General features: G+C 32.2%; 18 protein-coding genes. All 18 read left to right on the top strand.

The window, feature by feature from the left end:
- Positions 1–159 precede the first annotated feature (159 nt).
- The 18 genes from ahpC to JJJ02_RS11125 all read left to right on the top strand — a co-directional run bounded on the left by ahpC (position 160) and on the right by JJJ02_RS11125 (position 21,457).
- Positions 160–729, top strand: coding sequence for an alkyl hydroperoxide reductase subunit C (gene ahpC, locus JJJ02_RS11040; RefSeq protein WP_239242122.1), 570 nt, complete (start codon positions 160–162; stop codon positions 727–729).
- Between the two features lie 109 nt (positions 730–838).
- Positions 839–2,362 carry an alkyl hydroperoxide reductase subunit F gene (gene ahpF / locus JJJ02_RS11045; protein ID WP_240838996.1) on the top strand — a complete coding sequence of 508 codons (1,524 nt, stop codon included), beginning with the start codon at positions 839–841 and terminating at the stop codon, positions 2,360–2,362.
- A gap of 97 nt (positions 2,363–2,459) precedes the next feature.
- The gene (modA, locus tag JJJ02_RS11050) at positions 2,460–3,236 is read left to right on the top strand and encodes a molybdate ABC transporter substrate-binding protein (protein ID WP_240838998.1); all 777 of its coding nucleotides are present in this window, start codon (positions 2,460–2,462) and stop codon (positions 3,234–3,236) included.
- A gap of 114 nt (positions 3,237–3,350) precedes the next feature.
- Complete coding sequence (locus tag JJJ02_RS11055) at positions 3,351–3,947, top strand: YdeI/OmpD-associated family protein (RefSeq protein ID WP_240839000.1); 597 nt, start codon at positions 3,351–3,353, stop codon at positions 3,945–3,947.
- Between the two features lie 174 nt (positions 3,948–4,121).
- Positions 4,122–5,351 carry a carboxylate--amine ligase gene (locus JJJ02_RS11060; RefSeq protein ID WP_240839002.1) on the top strand — a complete coding sequence of 410 codons (1,230 nt, stop codon included), beginning with the start codon at positions 4,122–4,124 and terminating at the stop codon, positions 5,349–5,351.
- A gap of 180 nt (positions 5,352–5,531) precedes the next feature.
- On the top strand, positions 5,532–7,415 hold the full coding sequence (locus JJJ02_RS13460) for an FUSC family protein (protein ID WP_240839004.1): 1,884 nt from the start codon (positions 5,532–5,534) through the stop codon (positions 7,413–7,415).
- 116 nt (positions 7,416–7,531) lie between these two features.
- Complete coding sequence (locus tag JJJ02_RS11070; RefSeq protein ID WP_240839013.1) at positions 7,532–8,842, top strand: MFS transporter; 1,311 nt, start codon at positions 7,532–7,534, stop codon at positions 8,840–8,842.
- Positions 8,843–9,031: 189 nt separating this feature from the next.
- A complete protein-coding gene (locus JJJ02_RS11075) occupies positions 9,032–10,513 on the top strand; it encodes a DUF6583 family protein (protein ID WP_240839015.1) in 1,482 nt (493 codons plus the stop codon).
- 80 nt (positions 10,514–10,593) lie between these two features.
- Positions 10,594–11,721, top strand: a complete 1,128-nt coding sequence (locus JJJ02_RS11080) for an ABC transporter permease (protein ID WP_240839017.1) — start codon at positions 10,594–10,596, stop codon at positions 11,719–11,721.
- On the top strand, positions 11,718–12,647 hold the full coding sequence (locus JJJ02_RS11085) for an ABC transporter permease (RefSeq protein WP_240839019.1): 930 nt from the start codon (positions 11,718–11,720) through the stop codon (positions 12,645–12,647). The genes JJJ02_RS11080 and JJJ02_RS11085 overlap by 4 nt, the downstream gene beginning before the upstream one ends.
- Entirely contained in the window at positions 12,644–13,315 is a 672-nt protein-coding gene (locus JJJ02_RS11090) for an ABC transporter ATP-binding protein (RefSeq protein ID WP_240839022.1), read from the top strand. The genes JJJ02_RS11085 and JJJ02_RS11090 overlap by 4 nt, the downstream gene beginning before the upstream one ends.
- A gap of 18 nt (positions 13,316–13,333) precedes the next feature.
- The gene (locus tag JJJ02_RS11095; protein WP_239242111.1) at positions 13,334–13,705 is read left to right on the top strand and encodes an iron chaperone; all 372 of its coding nucleotides are present in this window, start codon (positions 13,334–13,336) and stop codon (positions 13,703–13,705) included.
- 145 nt (positions 13,706–13,850) lie between these two features.
- Entirely contained in the window at positions 13,851–14,486 is a 636-nt protein-coding gene (locus JJJ02_RS11100) for an FMN-dependent NADH-azoreductase (protein WP_240839023.1), read from the top strand.
- Positions 14,487–14,784: 298 nt separating this feature from the next.
- The gene (locus tag JJJ02_RS11105; protein WP_240839025.1) at positions 14,785–15,561 is read left to right on the top strand and encodes a hypothetical protein; all 777 of its coding nucleotides are present in this window, start codon (positions 14,785–14,787) and stop codon (positions 15,559–15,561) included.
- 17 nt (positions 15,562–15,578) lie between these two features.
- Entirely contained in the window at positions 15,579–16,937 is a 1,359-nt protein-coding gene (locus JJJ02_RS11110; protein ID WP_240839027.1) for a TcaA second domain-containing protein, read from the top strand.
- A 208-nt stretch (positions 16,938–17,145) separates the two neighbouring features.
- Positions 17,146–18,909, top strand: coding sequence for an acyltransferase family protein (locus JJJ02_RS11115; protein ID WP_240839029.1), 1,764 nt, complete (start codon positions 17,146–17,148; stop codon positions 18,907–18,909).
- Positions 18,910–18,986: 77 nt separating this feature from the next.
- The gene (locus JJJ02_RS11120) at positions 18,987–20,738 is read left to right on the top strand and encodes a LytS/YhcK type 5TM receptor domain-containing protein (RefSeq protein WP_240839031.1); all 1,752 of its coding nucleotides are present in this window, start codon (positions 18,987–18,989) and stop codon (positions 20,736–20,738) included.
- Positions 20,738–21,457 carry a LytTR family transcriptional regulator DNA-binding domain-containing protein gene (locus tag JJJ02_RS11125; protein ID WP_240839033.1) on the top strand — a complete coding sequence of 240 codons (720 nt, stop codon included), beginning with the start codon at positions 20,738–20,740 and terminating at the stop codon, positions 21,455–21,457. The genes JJJ02_RS11120 and JJJ02_RS11125 overlap by 1 nt, the downstream gene beginning before the upstream one ends.
- Positions 21,458–21,463 lie beyond the last annotated feature (6 nt).

Raw genomic sequence — 21,463 nt, forward strand, 5'->3', positions numbered from 1 at the left:
AATATTAAATAATACGTCAAATATTTTTCACAATTTTAAAGTTTGAGTTGGTTGACTTAAAACGAGCATCATGTAATAATAAGTTTTGTAGAGATTAGAATTATTCTAATCTAGGGGCTGTCTAAAATAACTTATTTAAATTCTCAGGAGGAATTACACATGTCATTAATTAACAAAGAAATCTTACCATTTACTGCGAATGCTTATGATCCAAAATCAGATGCGTTTGTTGAAGTATCAAATGAATCAATGAAAGGTAGCTGGAATATCGTATGCTTCTACCCAGCAGATTTCACTTTCGTTTGTCCAACTGAATTAGAAGATTTACAAGATCAATATGAAACGTTACAAGGTTTAGGAGTTAACGTATATTCTGTATCATGTGATACGCACTTTACACATAAAGCATGGCATGATCATTCAGAAGCTATCAGCAAAATTCAATATACAATGATTGGTGATCCATCTCACGTTATTGCTAACAACTTTGATGTGTTAGATGAAGAAGCAGGCCTTGCACAACGTGCGACATTCTTAATCGATCCAGATGGTGTTGTTCAAACAATGGAAATCAACAATGATGGAATTGGTCGTGATGCTTCAGTATTAGTAGACAAAGTTAAAGCTGCTCAATATGTAGCTAGCCATGATGGTGAAGTTTGTCCTGCAAAATGGAAAGAAAGCGGAGAAACTTTAACACCTGGTTTAGACTTAGTTGGTAAAATCTAATTTAATCAACAATAAATAAATATTAAAAGACTGCCACAACGCAAATTTTTGCGTTGTGGTATCTATTGTAATAAAATATAGAAATTTATCCTTTAAAGGAGGAAATGTAATGTTAAACGATACATTAAAGCAACAATTAGCTCAATATTTAGAGTTAATGGAGGGCGACGTTGTAATTACAGCGAGTGCTGGAGATGATAAAACAAGTAAAGATATGATGGACTTACTCACTCAAATCAAAGAGATGTCTTCACGTATCACTTTAAAAGAAGCACCTTTGAAACGTACACCCAGCTTCACATTAGCACGTCCTGGTGAAGAAGCACGTATTACATTTGCCGGTGTACCACTTGGACACGAATTCACTTCTCTAGTCTTAGCTTTATTACAAGTAAGTGGTCGTGCACCTAAAGCAGATCAATCTGTTATTGATCAAATTAAAAAGTTAGAAGGACCTTTTAACTTTGAGACATTCATTAGCTTAACTTGTACGAAATGTCCAGATGTTGTACAAGCTTTAAATATGATGGCGGTATTAAATCCAAATATTACACATACAATGATTGATGGTGCAGCATTTAGAGAAGAATCTAAAGATATTATGGCTGTTCCTACAATGTTCTTAGATGGTGAAGAATTTAGTAGCGGTAAAGCGACTGTTGAAGAGATTATCGGTAAACTTGGTGGTGGAGCAGATGCTTCTGAATTTGATGCAAAAGAAACATTTGATGTATTAGTAATCGGTGGCGGACCCGCGAGTGGTAGTGCAGCAATTTATGCAGCACGTAAAGGTTTACGTACAGGTATTGTGGCTGAACGTATCGGTGGTCAAGTTAATGATACTGCTGGTATTGAAAACTTTATTACAGTAAAAGAAACGACTGGACCAGAATTCTCGCAAAACTTAAAAGAACATATTAACAGTTATGATATCGATGTAATGAATGCTGTTCGTGTTGAAAAGTTAGAAAAAATTGATGAGTTAGTACATGTTACTTTAGAGAATGGCGGTAAACTAACATCTAAAACATTAATTATCGGAACAGGTGCAAAATGGCGTAACATGAACGTGCCAGGAGAAGCTGAATATCAAACAAAAGGTGTGGCATATTGTCCGCACTGTGATGGTCCATTATTTGAAGGTAAGCGCGTTGCAGTTGTAGGCGGCGGTAACTCAGGTGTTGAAGCAGCAATTGATTTAGCAGGTATTGTTAAACATGTTACATTACTAGAGTTTGGTGAAGAATTACGTGCAGATAAAGTACTACAAGATCGTTTAGCATCATTAAATAATGCTGAGATTATTAAATCAGCTGCAACAAAAGAATTAACTGGAGATGCTACGTTAAAAGCGTTGACGTACGTTGATCGCAATACAAATGAAGAACATACGCTTGATCTGGAAGGCGTATTTGTTCAAATCGGTTTAGTACCGAGCACTGAATTTGTTGGAGACTTAGTTGCTAGAAATAACCGCGGTGAAATTATCGTTGATAAAAATGGTGCTACAAATGTACCAGGTATTTTTGCGGCAGGGGACTGTACAGATCAGACATATAAACAAATCATTATTTCTATGGGTTCTGGTGCAACAGCAGCATTAAGTGCGTTTGATTATTTAATCAGAAATTAATTAAATGACGGATTTAAGTTAAAAGACATATTACGTTATGACGTAGTATGTCTTTTTTATATGGTAAAATATACATAATAATTCTAGGAGGCAAATAATGAAGAAAACATTTTTAATATTTATTGTCTGTATATTACTTAGTGGCTGTGTAAATCAAGAGAAAGAACAAGGAAGGTCACAGGAAAAAGTAATACTTACTGTCTCAGCGGCAGCAAGTTTAAAAAATGCATTAAATGATATCGAAAAATCTTATGAAGCCGAACACAAGCATGTTGATATTAAATTTAATTATGGTGCGTCTGGTGCATTAGCGCAACAGATAATGTCCGGTGCTCCGGTTGACATATTCTTTTCAGCTGCACAGGATAAAGTTGATGATTTAGTAAAAAATAAAGCTGTAGATAAAGAGGATACAAAGTCTTTACTGAAAAATCATCTCGTGCTTATAACAGAAGAGAAACTAACATCTCTTGATGATTTACAACAAGAAAAGATAAAAAAAATTGCACTTGGCAATCCGGAATTAGTACCTGCAGGCGAATATGGTAAACAAACCTTAGAAAACAAAAAACTATATCAAAAAGTCAAATCAAAATTAGTATTAACGAAGGACGTACGTCAAGTATTGACCTATGTAGAAACCAATAATACTGAAGCAGGTATCGTATACACATCAGACCTCAAATCAACAAATAAAATAAAGCATACACTCAAAATTCAAGATGATTTACATGAGCCGATAACATATCCAATTGCTAAAATAAAAGACACTAAACATAAGAAAGAAACTGAGGAACTTTATCAGTATTTACAGAATAATCAAAGTAAAAAAGTGTATCAAAAATATGGTTTTGATATTAATGAAAAGGAGTAGCGATGCTGCTTCTTTTTTAAAACAAAGAACAATTAAATAATGAAAATTCATTAAATTTAATTCCCCTATATAAATAGATATTGTTTATAATAAAGAAGTATTGGAGGAGAACGTATGACGGAATTATCAACAGAACAAAAACTTGAAAAACTTTTTAATAAAACTTCACAATGGCACGTTGCTTATCAATTGTTAAGATCGATTATAAGAGAATTTGATCTTGAAGAAGATTATAAATGGATGCATCCTTGTTATACAATGAAAGATAAAAATGTGTTACTGATACATGGCTTTAAATCATATGTTGCTATATTATTTCATAAAGGAGTAATGCTTGAAGATAAATACAATCTTTTAATTCAACAAACGGAACATGTTCAAGTTGATCGTCAACTACGCTTTTCGTCAGTAGAAGAGATTGAAGAAAAAGCAGATATGATACGTTTTTATATTAAAGAAGCAATTCGAGTTGAGAAAACAGGGATAAAACCTCCTAAAAAAGAACATGGACCATTAGAAATTCCTATCGAATTAGAAGAAGCATTTAAAGAGAACGAACGTTTAAGAGAAGCGTTTTATAAATTAACACCTGGTCGCCAACGTGCGTACGTCATTGAAATTAATAAAGCGAAACGCAGTGAGACGAAAAGGAATCGTATAGAAAAGTATGCTGAGAAAATTTATCAGGGAAAAGGGTTATTAGAACGATAACAAATAATAATGTCATGTGCTTTAAAAATATAATGTTATAATATGTTAAAGAAAATATTTGTATTTTAACAATACTTGGTGAATGTATACTTGCATTCATTACCATACAAAAATATAATGAATTAAGCAACTTGGAAAGTCTGGAACAAAACTACTATATAAAGGATAATGAACATGGCTAAATTTAACTTTATCCCAATAATTTTGGGTGCAAACATACATGCGTATGCTGCAGCAGCAAGTTTTCATAAAGATTATAAGAAAAAGTCAGTTATCGTGGCAGCTGACTATTTATCGTTCACAAAATTCTCTAGTCTTATTAGCGATTACTATATCGATAAAATGATTTATGATGACAAAGTTTTCATCGAAACATTTGAGCGCATTGCAAAGAAATATCGTAAGAAAAATCGTAAACTATTGCTTGTCGCAACGACAGATGAATATGTTAAGATGCTAATTAAACATGAAGCAAAATTGAGAGAAGATTTTACCTTTAATTTTCCGACACAAGATTTATTTAACCAATTATATTATAAGAAACATTTCTATGAGACGGTTGCTTCATACGGTATTGATATTCCTACGACATACCACTTTAATTTAGCTACCATCGAAACATTTAATGAACCTATTAGATTCCCAGCAATTATTAAAGTTGATGATGGCACAGCTTACTTTAATTTAAAGTTTAAAGGGAAACAGAAAATTTATGTCCTTGATGATTACGATGGAATTAATGAGACGATTGAATTACTTCATAATAATGGCTATCGTGAGGATATTATTATTCAGGAATTTATTGAAGGAAGCGATCAGGACTTGTGGGATATCGTTTATTACGGTGATTCAAATGGAAAAGCGCAAGTGATTACATTAGCACAAGTATTGTTACAAGAACCTGCAATGACAGCTATCGGTAATTATACAGCACTCATTTCAAGATATGATAAAGATTTGATGGATAAAGTGATTAAGATGATGGAAGGTATGCATTATACCGGATTTGCTAACTTTGATTTAAAATATGATCATCGAGATGGTAAATACAAGTTTTTCGAGGTTAATTTACGTGCCGGCCGTTCAAGTTCTTACGTCAAAGAAACAGGGTATTCAATTGCGAGATGTTATGTAGAAGATTTAATTTTAAATCAATCCCATCCAGTGAAATATTTAGATACAACACATTTATTTACGGTAGTACCTAAAGATATTATATTAAAATACGTAAAACAAAAATCATTACGTAAAGAAATTAAACAACTTATTCACAAACATCAATATTATAATCCATTATTTTATGCAAAAGATCGTTCTGTAAAGCGTAAAGCTTATCTGATGATGAGAAATGCCAAGTATCATCTGAAGTATAAAAATAGTGAGTGGTATAAAGAACAGAAATAATCACTTTATAGTGGTTATTTTTTTATTTGTCTTTTATTTTTTTATCTTATTATCTGTTTATATTATACCTATATCTTTATACCTTTATATGAACTCAAATGATTGTTATAAACATTATAAAAAAATATTCCATGTTAAAATGTTATCGTATAAAAATAAAACTAAGTCAGGTGAGCATAAGTGTATCATTATTACAAATCATTAATATATGTTGATATCGATAAGATTAATGTTTCGAAAGGCGTCATTCAATTTATATTGATGTTAATACCTATGATATATGGTTATTTCATTGATAATTTACCATTAGGATTGTTGATATCACTTGGAACATTATCTAATATCTATGTATTTGGCGGAACTTTACAATCTAAATTAAAAACAGTAACGATTGCCACTTTAACATTAGCTTTTGCAATGGCTCTCGGTACGATTACGGCTGGTAATATGGTTTTATTCGGTTTTTTATTATTTGGATTTACAGTAATACCGTATTACGTATGTAATGCGCTCGAAATTAAAGGTCCTAGTTCTACTTTCTTTTTAGTGGCATATGGACTATCGTCAATTATGCCACATGCACCAGAATTATTTTTAAATCGAGCGGTGCTGGTTGTAATAGGTGGTCTAATTACAATTGTAGTTATTTCAATACATAGTAAGTTATTTGATAGAAATTATGAACGTGAAATTGTAATTAGTGATTATCTTATGCTGCAAAAGTTATTAAAAGCATTCTATGATAACGTTGCTTTTAATGAAGCACATAAGACAGCAGTGCGCTCCTTAATGGCTTCAAACGATGCGCTTTATGCAGCGCGTCCTGCTTTCAGTAAAGATGGTGGAGAATATGAACGTACTTTATTATTACATCACTTGGCTGAGGGGATTTATTCAGAAATATTAGATTTACATTTAAAGAATATTCGTCCTATCCCAGGTATTTTAATAGAAATGATGAATTATATCGTTGATATGGTAACAGACGATAAGACGACCAAACCAAGTTGGAATAAAGCAGTTAAACTTTCAGAAGAATTTAGAAATTTGGAAAACAATTTGTATAAAGTAGAAGAAATTCTTTTTGCACCGGTCGAACAGATTAACTATAAAAGTGAGAATAGTCGCCCATATTTCATGCGTAGATTATTATCAAATATCACACCAGAATCAAGTGTATTCATGATGACAATAAAATATGCTGTGATAATGGGTTTAGCCATATTCATAGCATTATTATTTCATATCGATCGCCCGTACTGGGTGGCTTTGACTGTACATTCAATACTAATCGGTAATACAACTGTCACAAGTCTGCAACGCGCTGGTGCCAGATTTATCGGCACACTCTTAGGGATCATAGTGGCAGCTATAATTATCAGTATAAATCCTGATTTACTTATTGTAGCGATTATTATTGCTATAGCTGGAGGTATCAATGAAGTTTTTGTTGGATCAAACTATGCACTCGCAATGATTTCAATTACAACACAAGTGTTGCTTATGTCAGGTATCGCAGCTGGGCATATTTCATATTCTTTTGCATATTTAAGGATAATAGATGTTGTTATAGGGGTCATCATTGCAGTTCTTGGTGTGCTAACTCTTGGTAGAACAACTGCAAGTGAGAAGCTTCCGAAGTTCATTGCAGATTTAATTCACGTAGAGGCAGCAACTTTCCATTATCTTTTTTCACAGAATCATTATGCAATACGAGATCGTTATCAAGATATGTTTAAACTTTATTTAAATGTCGCGAATGTCAGAATGACTTATACAAATGCATATGGTGAAATTTCTAATAATAAACAACAGGTGCTACATTATTATCCAGCCATTCACTTATTAGAACAAATTAATTTTTCTTTACAGCGTGTTATCAAAGATGACGCTCAGTTTGTAATAGATAATGAAATGATGGGACAATATTTACTTGCTTTTGAAAATTGCGCGAAATACTTTGAACGAGGTACTAACCATTCACTTATTGATTTAAAGCCACTAGAGAGGTATCATCAAATTCATTATGCATTAATGGATTTACAGGATTTTAAAGTTAAATGAAGGGTTTAATATATTGCTTCACTTCTTTTTCTTTACAATAATGAAACAGAAAATTTATGGTATTTGCATAAAACAATCGCTAAACTATGAGTATTACATATCATAAGGAGCAACTAATGAAGAAAGATCTTAAACTATTATTGTCGTTACCTATTTTTAGCTGGGCACTCTATGATTTCAGTAATACAATTTTTAGTGCAAATATCGTGACATTGTTTTTTCCGCAATTTGTAACAGAACAGTTTGGCGTTGATCCTGTAACTGAGCAGGTATCATCAACCTGGATTGCTTATTCAGCAAGTGTAGCAGCATTGCTTCTCATTGTATTAAGTCCGATTTACGGAGTATATATTGATAGAACGCAAAAGAAGAAACAATGGGTTATCATCTTCACTGTAGTAGTGTTTATTTGTACTTTTCTGATGGGCTATATTTATGAAGCGGATATTAAACAACAGATGTTAGGCATTCCAGTTTCATTTTTGCTGATTATTATCTTATTTACGATTGCGAAATTTATGTATAATTCGAGTCTTGTATTTTACGATGCAATGATGAGTAGTTTAGCACCAAAAGAAGATCACTCAGTATTATCTGGGTTTGGAGTAGCGTTAGGCTATATGGGAACATTATTTGGTGTGCTTACGATAATGGCTTTTGTAGGTACTGAAGATGCTGGAAAGACGTTTATTCCAACCGCTATTTTATTTTTAGTATTTAGCATACCTATTTTTATCTTTGGTAAAGATGGCAATAAAAAGACGATGAAACAACATGTATCTCAATCAAGCTTAACATCAGGCTATAAAGAAGTCTTAGAAACTTATAAGCTTGCTAAGAACGAACCGGCAATATATGTATTCTTAATTGTTTATTTCTTCTTAAATGATGCTTTGGCGACTGCCATAAGTATGATGCAACCGTATGCCACTACTGTAGTAGGGTTTACTTCAAGTGAATTTATTAAAATATTTATGATAGCAACGATTTTCAGTGTAATAGGTGCCTTTGTATTTGGATACATTGCTAAAAGAATAGGTTCTTTAAAAGCGTTGCATTATGTCGCGCTAGTATTAATGATTGCGCTTATTATTGCAAGTATTCCTTTACCTAAGTCGGCATTTTATATTTGTGCGATTCTTTTCGGAATTGCAATGGGTTCTATCTGGGTTATCTCTAGAACGCTTATCATAGAACTCTCACCGGAAGCTCACGAAGGACAATTCTTTGGTTTATTCTCAATGAGTGGTAAATTATCTGCAGTTTTTGGACCTTTTGTTTATGGAACGATTACTCTACTATTAAAAGATTATGGACCGTTAGCAAGTCGTATTGCTATTTTATCTTTATTTGTGATGGCTCTTGGTGCTTATCTATTACATTTCAAAGTAATTCGATTAAGTAATGCAGGTAACGAAAGAATGTAGTATGAAATTTAATCTTTAACTGTAATATGTTTATTCAAAGTGGTTTTTACATAATTTCATTACTAAGTAAACTAATTTTCGTAAATAATATTATTTATGGTTAATTTTGTGAAAAGTATTCCGTAATGATTTCTATTTTGATATGATGAAATTGAGCGAGATATTAAATACAAAAGTGGAGGATATGGTATGAAAAAGTCAAAAGGGTTGATCTTAGGAATCATAGCAGCACTTGTATTATTAGTCGGTGGCGGGGGAGCAGCGGCGTATTACTTTTTAACGAACACACCGAAAAATGCGTATCTTTTAAGTGAAAAAGAATCAATGGAGTCGTTGCAAGATTATTTCAATGAGCGTTTTGAAAATGAAACAAAATTCCAAGAGAAAATGCAGGATGATAATTATGCAGTAAATATGAAGTTAGGTGCAGATATTCCGGAAGCATTTGTATCACAAATGGGTATTTCAAAATCAGTAATTGATTCATCAAATATCGTATTTGATGTAGCACATAATAGTAAAGATAAATTATCAAATTTAAGCATCACACCTACGATTGCTGATAATAAACTTGGTGAGTTTGCGTGGCAGGCAGATAACAAAAATCAATACCTTTCTGCCCCAGTGTTAAATGATGTCTTAAGCATTCCGAATGATAAAATTAAAGATACTTTTGAAAAATTAACTGGAGATCCAACTTCAGTTGAAGGTATGACAAATGATTCATTAAACTTGAATAACCTTTTAGGCGGCGCACAACTTTCTCAGGAAGATATGAATAAAATTATTGAGCGTTACAGTAAAACATTCGCTGATAATGTCAAAGACGATCAATTTAAAAAAGATAAAGAAAAAGTGAAAATCTTTGATGAAGAGAAGAATTTAGAGAAATTAACGATGACGTTACAACCAAAAGATACAAAGAAAATCATCGTTGCAATGTTAGAACAAGCAAAAGATGATAAAGAATTAAAAGATTTATTTACAAAACAAGCACAAGGTGTAGACTACGATAAAGAGTTAGATAAAGCACTAAAAGAAGTGAAAGATCAAAAAGAATCTGAGTTTCCAAAAGTAATCTCAACAATCTTTGTTGATGGTAAACAAATTATGAAACGCAATTTGGTGATGACAAGTAATGAAGAAGAAGTTAAATTAGATGCTTTAACAAAAGTTGATGACAATTTAAAACTAGAGGTCAAAGGTTCTGCTAAAGATGCTCCAGATGCATTCGTGTTAACAGGGGATTCAACTAAAAAAGATGAAAATTATAAAGATGATTACAAAATTGTCATTAATCAAGATGGTGCAAGAGAAATATCATTTGTAAATGATTCTAAAACAGATGGTGATAAACGTACTGACAAAGGAACAATCGATTTATCTCAATTAGTTGGACAAGATTTAAAATTAAATTATACAAATGATTTAGTAACAGATATCGGGAACAATGAACAAAAGCAAAAAGCAGAATTTACTGTAAATGTTCAAAATGAACCGGTTAAATTGATGCTTGATGCTGTGACAAAATTAAAGCAAGATGTGAAAGTGAAATCTGACGGTGCTAAAGACTTAAGCACAATGTCTGATAGTGACCTTCAACAATTGCAGGATGATATCAGTGAGAACTTTAATAAAATTTTTGAAGACGTTTCTAAAGATTTAAATTAATAAAGTTAATGGTTATTGATTAAAAATAAGGGGTGATAAATGTGAAACTACAACTGTTCAGCATTTATCACTCTTTTCTTATGAAAAAGTGGTATTTACTGGTCTATATATTAGTATTGTTTTTTGTATTGTTTGCGACACTCATAGGATTATCTGTGATGAAAAGTCAGGAAGACGATAAGTTTTCGATTGGATTAGTAGATGAAGATGAATCTAGAGAAACGAAGTTGATATTAGATGCAATTGGCGATGGAAAGAGTATGGGTAACGATATTGAATTAAAGCAGTTTGAAGCGACTAAGGCCAATAATGAATTAAAGCATCATCATCTAGATGGTTATTTCGTGTTCGATCAAGGAATGACTGAGGCATTTTACAAGCAAGGCGCATTACCGATTTCTGTTTACACATACGATAAAACATCGCTTGAGAGTATTATCATCTATCAGTTAACGGATTCCGTATATAGTCGTTTGATGCTTTCTATCGGTGGCGCTGGAGCGTATAAAGCATTATATCCTGAGTCAAGTGATGATGCGATGTTAATGATGATGACGGATATGCTTTTTACGGGTCTGAATCGTAATGGTGCCTTTGATGAGCAGTCGGTTAAACTTTATGATAACTATCAGTATTATACTATTTCAGTTTATTTTATCAGTGTTTATGTATTGTTTTTATCACTGTTTAATATTTTGAAGATGAATCAGGCGCATGCTTTGAAAGAACGTCTATCAATGTTTCACTTTTCATATGAAAAACTAACATTGACACGCGGGTTAATAAGTTTATGGTATACACTTTTATTTTCTGCAGTAGTATTGTATGTTTTATTAAAATACTTAGATGTATCTTTTGAAAGTTATAACCTAATACCGCTTTTAATTATTTTATTCTTATATCTCATAATGATATTTGTGGTGATGATGCTTATTGAACTCGTTAATAATGAATCGTTTCAATTGATTCTTAAAGTAATGATAACGGGTCTTATCATTTTATTTTCCGGAGCAACAATCCCTTCGATATATTTTAAGGATGTATTAGGCGGTATATTGTATCATCAACCGTTTAGTCATATTTTTAATAAAGTACTGGAATTGATATTGAATAACTATTTTATAAAGACTCCTATTCTGTTCTATTGGATATGTATTATATTGATAAGTCTATTGATGTTACAACTGATATGGAGGTATAGACGATGAAATCTATCTTATACCTCGTAGTGCAAAAACAATGGAAATCATATTTATTATTGTCATTGCTGATTGCTGGTATACTACTCACTTGTTTTATAGTGCAACAAAAAATGAATGCAGTGTTTAAAATGCCGATAGCTGTGCAGGACTTAGATCATTCTCAATCATCAGAGGCGTTGATTGCCATGCTTAAAAGCAATCATGATATGACTGTTAAAATAATTGGTGATGAAGAAAGTTTTATAGAAGATCATGTGAAAACTAAAGAAGCGGTGTTAAGTTTATCAATTCCTGAAGGTTTTAATGAAGCATTAAAGCAACAATCTTTAAGAGATACGATTATACTTTATTATCGTGATGATTTTATTGGGGCTATTGCCCAGGAAATAGTAAGTAAAACATTATTTGAAGCTCAGATTCCTTATATCGTGAAATATCATATTGATAAAGAGAAGCAAGTAAATATTGAAGAAGTTAAGAAGATGTATTATCAGAAAACACCGGAAAGTCGTATGAAACAAATTGTAGTTTCAAAATCACAAGATGAATCAATTTCTTTAAGTACAATATTCGCGCTTATTTTATTTGTATCATCTATACAAGTGATACTTCATTATCATTTAAAGCAGGACGCAGCACTTGAACGCATGTATATGTTTGACAAGACAAAGTATTATTTACATATAACGTATATCATGGTTCACGTTTTCATAATCATGTTATCAATTATCTTTGCAGCATTGTTCATGAATCAAATGATGAGTATAAAGTTTTATTTTGTATGCTTGTTATTCACACTTATTTATGAATTCGTATTAAGTTTATTACTCTTTAAAGTCAATACAACAAGTCATCGTCTATTTATGACGACTACTTTCACATTGATGATTGTGACCGTCTATATGCTGTTATCGATAGGAGGAAGTATATGATAGAAGTTAAAAACTTAACTAAGCGATATGGGAAAAAAGAAATTTTTAATCAGTTGAACACAACTTTTGAAGATAGGGCTGTAACAATCCTGTTAGGTGAGAATGGCGCTGGGAAATCAACATTGTTACGAATGATTGCAAAGCTGGAAACGCAAGATGCAGGAGAAATTATTTATTTTGGTGAGGACCTAAGTCATAAATCTTTAAAGAATGGTTTAGGCTACATACCTCAGGACATCGCTTTATTTGAACATTTATCAGTGCGTGATAATATAAAGTTCTTTAAAGGTTTGTATTCTTCTCCTATCGATGATAATCTATTAAATACTTATAAAGATGCTTTAAATATTCGCGAAGATAAGGCGAAAGTTCAATCACTATCTGGAGGGACGAAACGTAAAGTGAACATGTTAATCGGCTTACTTGGAAATCCAGATATAATTATTTTGGATGAACCTACTGTTGGTATTGATTTGAAATCGAGATATGACATTCATCGACTGATTAATCAGCTGAAACAAAGTAAACTCATTATTTTAACGACGCATCACTTAGATGAAGTTGAGGCGATTGGAGATCATATAAAATTAATTGGCAAAGATCCATTTTATAAACAGGTACTGACTGATAAAGACTGGACATTTGAAGATATGCTACAATTAAAATAAATGATTATGGAGGTAGTTATGCATAAATTTGAGCCGTTCTTTGACAAACTAACAAACATCAATCATCTCGGTAAGATTCAGGATTTATTTGAATGGATTGAGACAAATTTTCCGGAATTACAACGTGAATATAAATGGAATACACCGATGTATTCAGATCACGGCACGTTTATACTGGGTGTCAGTACAGCAAAAGCGCATATTTCAATAGCACCGGAAAATCAAACGATGGCGCATTTTAAAGATAAGATAGCAGAAGCTGGATACGCTCAAACTGCAGGTCTTTTCAAAGTAAAGTGGGACCAGGAAATCGATTATGATTTATTGAAAGCAATGATTAAGTATAATATAGAAGATAAAAAAGATGTTGATACTTTCTGGAGAAAATAATGTAGTAAGAACCGAGGAATATTTTCCTTGGTTTTTATTTTGAATGAATAAACATTCTAGTTGACTAATTTACAAAATATAATATAATAATTATATCGAGTATAAAAATTAAACTAAAAAACACACGAAAGAAGAGTTTTTACACATGACTAAAGTATTATACATTACAGGACATCCTAATGATGAAACAGTTTCATTCTCAATGGCTACAGGGAAAGCATTTATTGAAAGTTACAAAACAGCTCATCCAGATCACGAAGTTAAACATATTGATTTATATGAAACATTTATCCCGCTAATTGATAAAGAAGTATTTGCTGGTTGGGGTAAATTACAATCAGGAGAAGCTTTCGAAACTTTAACTGAAACTGAGCAACAAAAAGTTGCACGTTTAAATGAATTAAGTGACGAATTTGCTGCGGCAGACAAATATGTATTCGTTACGCCAATGTGGAACTTGTCATTCCCGGCAATTGTTAAAGCTTATATTGATGCAGTAGCAGTAGCTGGAAAAGCATTCAAATACACTGCTGAAGGTCCAGTTGGATTACTTACAGATAAGAAAGCGGTTATCGTTCAAGCACGTGGTGGTTACTATTCAGAAGGTCCAGCAGCAAACTTCGAAATGGGTAACCGTTACTTACAAACAATTTTAGGTTTCTTCGGTATTCCAAGCGTTGAAGAAATTATCATTGAAGGTCATAACGCACAACCAGAACAAGCAGAATCAATCAAAGATGCAGCAATTGAAAAAGCTGAAATTTTAGCAAAAACTTTCTAATTTAAAAGAAATTTTAATAATAATTACTAAATTAAAGTCACCGATTCCTTTGAATCGGTGGTTTTTAATTTTATTAATTATTTTTAATTTTATTAATTATTTTTAATTTACAATTATTATTTTAGCTTTTAATTGCAATTAAGGTGTTAATTATTTTGAAAATAATTCAATAAATTATCAAAATAACTAAAATTAACGGTATTCGAGTGTTATTCCACATTTAATTTATGGGTGGTATAATTATATTAAGGATAAAAACGCTATTAATAATATATATTACCAATTAAGAGGTGAGTCAATGAGGACAATAGAACTCTATTTGAAGTTGAAGTCGTTACAACAAAGTTTACCTGAAATTTATGAGGATGATTACAAACAAAGTATTGCACGAGCGATAATATTTACAAATGGATCAATCGATGAAGTCGAATTCTTAACAAGTGCCGACAAGATGGATATTATTTCTGTTTATCAGCAGTTAAAAAATGAACAATTTGATTTTAATGTTTCTAACGAACAAAAAGCGATGCATTATGTTAATAATCTCCACGGAGATACGAAAACAAAATCTCGTTCTTTTAAACGAACTGAAATGATAAATTTTGTAAAAGAAAAGTTGATAAAGTCGCATCCTAACATTGAATTTATACATTTGAAATATAACGTTCTAACTTGCAAGTTAAACAATCAGACGTACACAGTATATGTCAGTACATCAAGAGATTATGAGTTTCTTAATACTACAGAAGAAATTAATCCAAAACGCGTATCTGCCTGGCACAAAGGCAATGATGAAATATTTTCAAGTTATGATTATTATGCAATGTGTGTAAAAATTGATTCGAAATCTGAATATGTCACTGAACAATCAAATGGCATTGAAGGCATTTTTATGAATCAGCAGGAATTAAATAAGTGGTTAAATGAAAAAGAGAAGAATCAAAGTGGCATGATTAACTGTTATGTACATTACCATCAACCCAAATCGAACAGAGAAATTATTGAGGTAATAGACGCACGTGAACGTCCACAATTAAATTTAAGACATTTGTTAGATAATACATTTAAATTATAAAGATTAGAGGGAATCCAATGAAAATTTGTAGAAATTGTGGCGCAGAAGTAAAAGATCACGTTAAAGTATGTACGAATTGTGGAACGAAGTTTCCGGAAGATGCTGTCCAGGAGAGACGTGTGCCTAGTGATGAGAAATTAGTTTATGAAAGAAAGCAGAAGCAGCCTGTAGAAAAACCAGTTAAAAAAAGTAAAGGGAAGTCAAGATTACCTTTACTAATCGGATTACTTGCTTTACTTGCATTACTATTTGGTTTGTATAAGTTCTTTGAACATAAATTTTCACCAGTTAATCAATCTGAAGAAATAAAACAGGCATTAATAGATAAAGATTATAATAAATTATCATCTATTTTAAGTGTCGGTGATAAGAATTTGTCAGAAAGTGAAGCAGAAGCTTTTGCTCATTATATTGCCGCAAGTGGTGATACAGAAAAGTTTGGTGAAAAACTTGTTACTACGACAGAACAAATGATCGATAATAAACAGCCTGACAGTATGGTCAATGTAGGTGGTAAAGATGCAATACAAATTGCATCAGACAAAAAGAAATTTGGTATGTTTAAAAATTTCTCATTTAAAGTTCCGGAAGTACCGATTTATTTAACCGGAAAAGATGGTAAAAAGATTGTGATCAAAGTGAATGGTGAGGAGCAGGACTATACACCGACATTAAATTCAAGAGAAAGATTAGGAAATTTTCCGCTTGGCAATTATGAATTAGACGCAACAAAAACTGCGATAAATGGTGAAGTTCAAGGTAAACTGCTGATCAATATGTCAGAAAGTGATGATGCTCAAGAAAGTTTTGATGTGGCTTATATCAAAACAAATGTTGAAATTCCAGAAGCTGTAGATAAAGATTCAGTGATGGTCTATGTTAATAATGAAGAAATGGATTTTGATGTGAACGGTGACAATGTATTTGGTCCATTTTTAGCTGGAAAAAAACTGAAGATTTATGCTGAAGGAGAAGCGGGCAACCAAACATTAGTCACAAATAAAGAAATTGAAACGCCATCAGCATCTAGTGACAATCCAGCGGATATTGATTTAATATTTGATACGAGTGAACTTACACAAGAACCTGCAAAAGAAACGATTATCGTCAGAACGTCAGATGAAGAAGATGCATCAGAACAAATTACTGTAACAAGAGAGAACGTTCAAAGTTTAGCTGAAACATGGAGTGGTGTAGGTTTTGATTATGGTCGTTATGAATATAGAACGCCAGTTTATGAAAATGGTAAATATGGCTTTGGTATATTCGATGAAAATGGAGAGATTGTCGGTTCGTTTGATGTATATAAAGATGGTACGATAATAGAATATGATGAAGACGGCGAAATTATCAGAAATGGTAATATTAATGATTAAACGTCATTGCTACAGTCCTTTTATTTAAAATATTAGGGCTGTAGTTTTTTTGGTTGGAGTGAAAATATGTTATAGTGAAAGTTGAAAATATGACAAATTTAAACATATTACAACATAATTTGGGTTGTAAATTTATAGAAATAATTGTATTATTAATAAAGTATTTCATTTATGTTACGTTTATGTTAAAAAGGTGGTCAGTTTTACAATGAATAAACAATACTTTCCTGGTTTAGACGGCATGCGTGCAATTGCAGTGATTGCGATTATCATATTTCATCTTAATCCGAAATGGTTGCCAGGAGGATTTCTAGGTGTAGATACATTTTTTATTATTTCAGGATATTTGATTACCACATTGCTAATTAAAGAATACGAAGCGAATCAATCTATCAACTTAGCCCATTTCTGGTATAAACGTATTAAACGTCTATTACCTCCAGTTTTGTTTATGATGTTTATCGTCATACAGTATATTATTTTCTTTGATCGAGCGTTGTTGTTTCAAATGAAAAAAGATATGTATGCAGCGTTATTATATGTTTCAAATTGGTGGTACATTTTTGATGGTCTGGATTATTTTCAGAGCCTCGAACCGCGTCCATTGAAACATTTGTGGTCTCTAGCTATCGAAGAGCAATTTTATCTCTTATTCCCCTTCATTTTATTGATGTTATTTAAAGTTTTTAAGAAAAAATCTAATATATTTATTGTATTTTTAATTGTGTCATTGGTTTCTATGACTATAATGTGGATGTTGTATGACCCTTCAAAGAGCATTTCACGTATATATTTTGGCACTGATACTCGCCTTCAGACATTATTGTTAGGTGCAATGCTGGCACTGATATGGCCAGCCTATAAATTGAAGAAAAATCCACCAAAAGTAATCGTTTGGGTTATCGAAATGATAGGATTAGTTGGCGCAATCTTTTTAGTACGATCATTCTTTCTGTTTACAGAGCATAGTGCATCAGTATTTCAAGGTGGCTTATACATCTTAGGAATATTCACTTTGTTATTTATTATGTCTAGTGTTCACCCTAATACATGGATGTCGAAATTTTTAAGTTTACCTGTGTTAACGTGGATTGGTCGATATTCATATAGTTTATATTTATGGCACTACCCTATTATCGTGTTGATGCAATCTCATTTTATACAAGGACAGATACCATGGTATGTACATGTGATTTCTATCATTCTTACAATGATTATGGCGATATTCAGTTATCAATTGATTGAACAGCCATTTAGAAAAAAAGGGTTAAAAGCTTTTGTAGATGTGAAATCATTAAAAGCATTTATAACATTATTGCTAAGTTTATATTTACTGGTTTCAACACCATATTTAATTAAAACTGTGAAAGCAGAGTCGCAAAATAATGAAAAGATTGTAGTTACACAAACAAAATCAATTGCACCAGCTATAAAACGCATTTCACCTTTGCAAATAGATGATGCGTCAGAACCAACGCCTGAAATTACGCAAGTTTATCCTTACGCACCACTTTTTATTGGCGATTCAGTACTTGTCGATATTGATTATCAAATTAGAAAAGTATTCCCGAATGCGACAATTGATGGTGAAGTTGGTCGTAATATTTATAAGGCAATTCCAGTGGCAGATAAATATACAGATTTTAATAGAAAAGATGCCGTTGTTGTTCTCTATTTAGGTACAAATGGTGATTTTGAGGATATCCAGATGAATACGATCCTTAAAAAGTTTGATAAAGCGCAAGTATTTTTAGTCACTGCCCGTGTACCGAAAGATTATGAAGCACATGTTAATGCAGAGATGTATCGATTTTCAAAAAAATATAAAAATATACACATTATAGATTGGTATAAAGTTTCACAGGGACATCCTGAATATTTTGCCTCAGATGGTATTCACCTTGAATACCCAGGTATAAAAGCGATGGTTAAAGTGGTTACAGATGAAATTATAAAGGTTGTCGAAAAATAGATGTATCATAAGGATAGGGAAACCTATCCTTTTTGTTTTGATTATGGTTATAATGTGGATGAATAAGGAGGACACTCATGTTAGAATTATTTATTTTATTACTTGAACGTGTGGGATTAATTATACTTGTAGCCTATATATTAATGAACATATCCCATTTTAAAATGGTGATGAGCGAACGCGAAAAATTATCTTCACAAATACAGTTGATTATCATCTTTGGTCTATTTGCTGTTGTCTCTAACTTTACGGGTGTTGAGATACGAGATAATCATGTAGTATCCAGCCAAATATTCAGGACAATCTCAGATGATGCTGCAATTGCCAACACACGTGTACTAACAATTAGTGTAGCAGGACTTGTAGGTGGTCCGATTGTCGGTTTTACTGTAGGAATCGTATCTGGAATTTCCAGATATTTAATTGGAGGTGTTGATGCATATACTTACGTTATATCTTCAATTATTATCGGCTTAGTCTCCGGTTATTTTGGGCATAGAGCGAGAAAGAACGATCAATATCCTACGATTGTTCAGGGGATGATTATTGGAATTGTTATGGAGCTCATTCAAATGATATGTATTATCAGCTTTGCTTCAAATTTTGATAATGCTCTGGATTTAGTATCATTTATTATTTTACCGATGACACTCATTAACAGTTTAGGTACTGCAATATTTTTATCTATTATTATTTCAACATTACAACAAGAACAGCATATGAAAGCTGTACAGACACATGAAGTATTAAATCTAGCCAATCAAACTTTACCTTATTTCAGATTAGGATTAAATGAATCAAGTGCAACTGAAGCGGCTCAAATTATTAAAGATTTGATGAAAGTGTCTGCCGTTTCAATCACAAATAAAACGGATATATTAGCGCATGTTGGAGCAGCAAGCGATCATCACGTTCCGAAAAAGAAAATTATTACAGACCTTTCAAAAGAGGTCATACGCTCAGGTGAGATAAAAGAAGCACATACAACAGAAGAAATTGGTTGTACGCATCCAGGTTGTCCGTTAGAAGGTGCCATTGTTATTCCGTTATACGTTAATCAGGAAGTGGTAGGCACTTTGAAACTATATTTTACAGATAGTAAGAAGCTTACATACGTAGAACGCCGTTTGGCAGAAGGTTTAGCGGATATCTTCTCTAGTCAAATTGAATTAGGTGAAATTGAAATGCAAAGTAAGCTGTTAAAAGATGCTGAAATTAAATCTTTGCAGGCTCAAGTTAATCCACACTTCTTCTTTAATGCGATGAATACAATTTCAGCGCTTATACGGGTAGACAGTGAAAAAGCGCGTGAATTATTATTGAATTTGAGCAATTTTTTCAGATCTAATTTACAAGGTGCAAGACAAAATACCATTACGATAGAGAAAGAAATTCAACAAGTCGAAGCTTATTTATCTTTAGAGCAGGCGAGATTTCCAAATCGCTTCAATATTCATTTCGATGTAGCAGAAGATTGTGTCAATGCACAAGTACCGCCATTTATCATTCAGATACTTGTGGAAAATGCGATTAAGCACGCATTCCATAATCGTAAAACAGGTAATAATATCGATGTCGTCGTAAGAAAAGATATCGATGAAATTGAAATTTCTGTAGAAGATAATGGAAATGGTATTCCAAAGGATAAAAGAGATAAAATAGGAATTATTGAAGTAAACTCTACATCTGGTACCGGTAGTGCACTGGAAAATTTAAATAAGCGTTTAGTGGGACTATATAATCGTGATGCGAAATTGAAATTTATCACTGGAGCGCATGGAACGAAATTTTACACGCATATCCCTTATGAAAGAGAGGAGTTATTATAATGAAAATATTAGTCGTCGATGATGAACCGTTAGCACGCAATGAATTGATGTATCTCATCAATAAGATTGATGACAGTCACGATATAGAAGAAGCGGATTCGGTTGAAGAAACGTTGACAGCCCTACTTGCAGATACGTATGACTTATTATTTTTAGATATTAATCTCATCAATGAAAGCGGACTTGATTTAGCACAGAAGATTAATAGAATGAAAACCCCACCATTGATCGTATTTGCAACAGCACATGATACTTTTGCGGTGAAAGCATTTGAATTAAATGCACTCGATTATGTATTAAAGCCTTTCGAAATGAAAAGAATAAAAGTTGCACTTGAAAAAGCTCGAAGTAGCGTAGAAAAAGATCATACAGAAGGAACGAAACAGTCCACGGGAACTCTTTCAATTCAGATAGACGATAAAATATATGTAATTAATACGCTTGATATCATTGCATTGTACGTTGAAGAAGGAAAGTTACATATCATCACTTTAAAAAATGAATATACGATTAATGAACCGCTTAGTGCTTTTGAGAAAAAAATGCCAGAAGATATCTTTATACGTATACATCGTTCAAATATTATTAATAAAAACCACATAAAATCAGCAGAACAATGGTTTAATAACACATATCAGGTAAAGTTAACAAAAGATGTGAAACTACAAGTATCCAGATCATATATTAAGCAGTTTAAACATGAGATAGGGCTAAAATAATTTTAG

The organism is Macrococcus sp. PK, assembly GCF_022501545.1.
GTDB lineage: Bacteria > Bacillota > Bacilli > Staphylococcales > Staphylococcaceae > Macrococcoides > Macrococcoides epidermidis.

Excerpts from the sequence above, each read along its gene's own strand:
- ahpC (WP_239242122.1), top strand. The coding sequence starts at position 160 with ATGTCATTAATTAACAAAGAAATCTTACCATTTACTGCGAATGCTTAT.
- ahpF (WP_240838996.1), top strand. The coding sequence starts at position 839 with ATGTTAAACGATACATTAAAGCAACAATTAGCTCAATATTTAGAGTTA.
- modA (WP_240838998.1), top strand. The coding sequence starts at position 2,460 with ATGAAGAAAACATTTTTAATATTTATTGTCTGTATATTACTTAGTGGC.
- JJJ02_RS11055 (WP_240839000.1), top strand. The coding sequence starts at position 3,351 with ATGACGGAATTATCAACAGAACAAAAACTTGAAAAACTTTTTAATAAA.
- JJJ02_RS11060 (WP_240839002.1), top strand. The coding sequence starts at position 4,122 with ATGGCTAAATTTAACTTTATCCCAATAATTTTGGGTGCAAACATACAT.
- JJJ02_RS11070 (WP_240839013.1), top strand. The coding sequence starts at position 7,532 with ATGAAGAAAGATCTTAAACTATTATTGTCGTTACCTATTTTTAGCTGG.
- JJJ02_RS11075 (WP_240839015.1), top strand. The coding sequence starts at position 9,032 with ATGAAAAAGTCAAAAGGGTTGATCTTAGGAATCATAGCAGCACTTGTA.
- JJJ02_RS11080 (WP_240839017.1), top strand. The coding sequence starts at position 10,594 with ATGAAAAAGTGGTATTTACTGGTCTATATATTAGTATTGTTTTTTGTA.
- JJJ02_RS11085 (WP_240839019.1), top strand. The coding sequence starts at position 11,718 with ATGAAATCTATCTTATACCTCGTAGTGCAAAAACAATGGAAATCATAT.
- JJJ02_RS11090 (WP_240839022.1), top strand. The coding sequence starts at position 12,644 with ATGATAGAAGTTAAAAACTTAACTAAGCGATATGGGAAAAAAGAAATT.
- JJJ02_RS11095 (WP_239242111.1), top strand. The coding sequence starts at position 13,334 with ATGCATAAATTTGAGCCGTTCTTTGACAAACTAACAAACATCAATCAT.
- JJJ02_RS11100 (WP_240839023.1), top strand. The coding sequence starts at position 13,851 with ATGACTAAAGTATTATACATTACAGGACATCCTAATGATGAAACAGTT.
- JJJ02_RS11105 (WP_240839025.1), top strand. The coding sequence starts at position 14,785 with ATGAGGACAATAGAACTCTATTTGAAGTTGAAGTCGTTACAACAAAGT.
- JJJ02_RS11110 (WP_240839027.1), top strand. The coding sequence starts at position 15,579 with ATGAAAATTTGTAGAAATTGTGGCGCAGAAGTAAAAGATCACGTTAAA.
- JJJ02_RS11115 (WP_240839029.1), top strand. The coding sequence starts at position 17,146 with ATGAATAAACAATACTTTCCTGGTTTAGACGGCATGCGTGCAATTGCA.
- JJJ02_RS11120 (WP_240839031.1), top strand. The coding sequence starts at position 18,987 with ATGTTAGAATTATTTATTTTATTACTTGAACGTGTGGGATTAATTATA.
- JJJ02_RS11125 (WP_240839033.1), top strand. The coding sequence starts at position 20,738 with ATGAAAATATTAGTCGTCGATGATGAACCGTTAGCACGCAATGAATTG.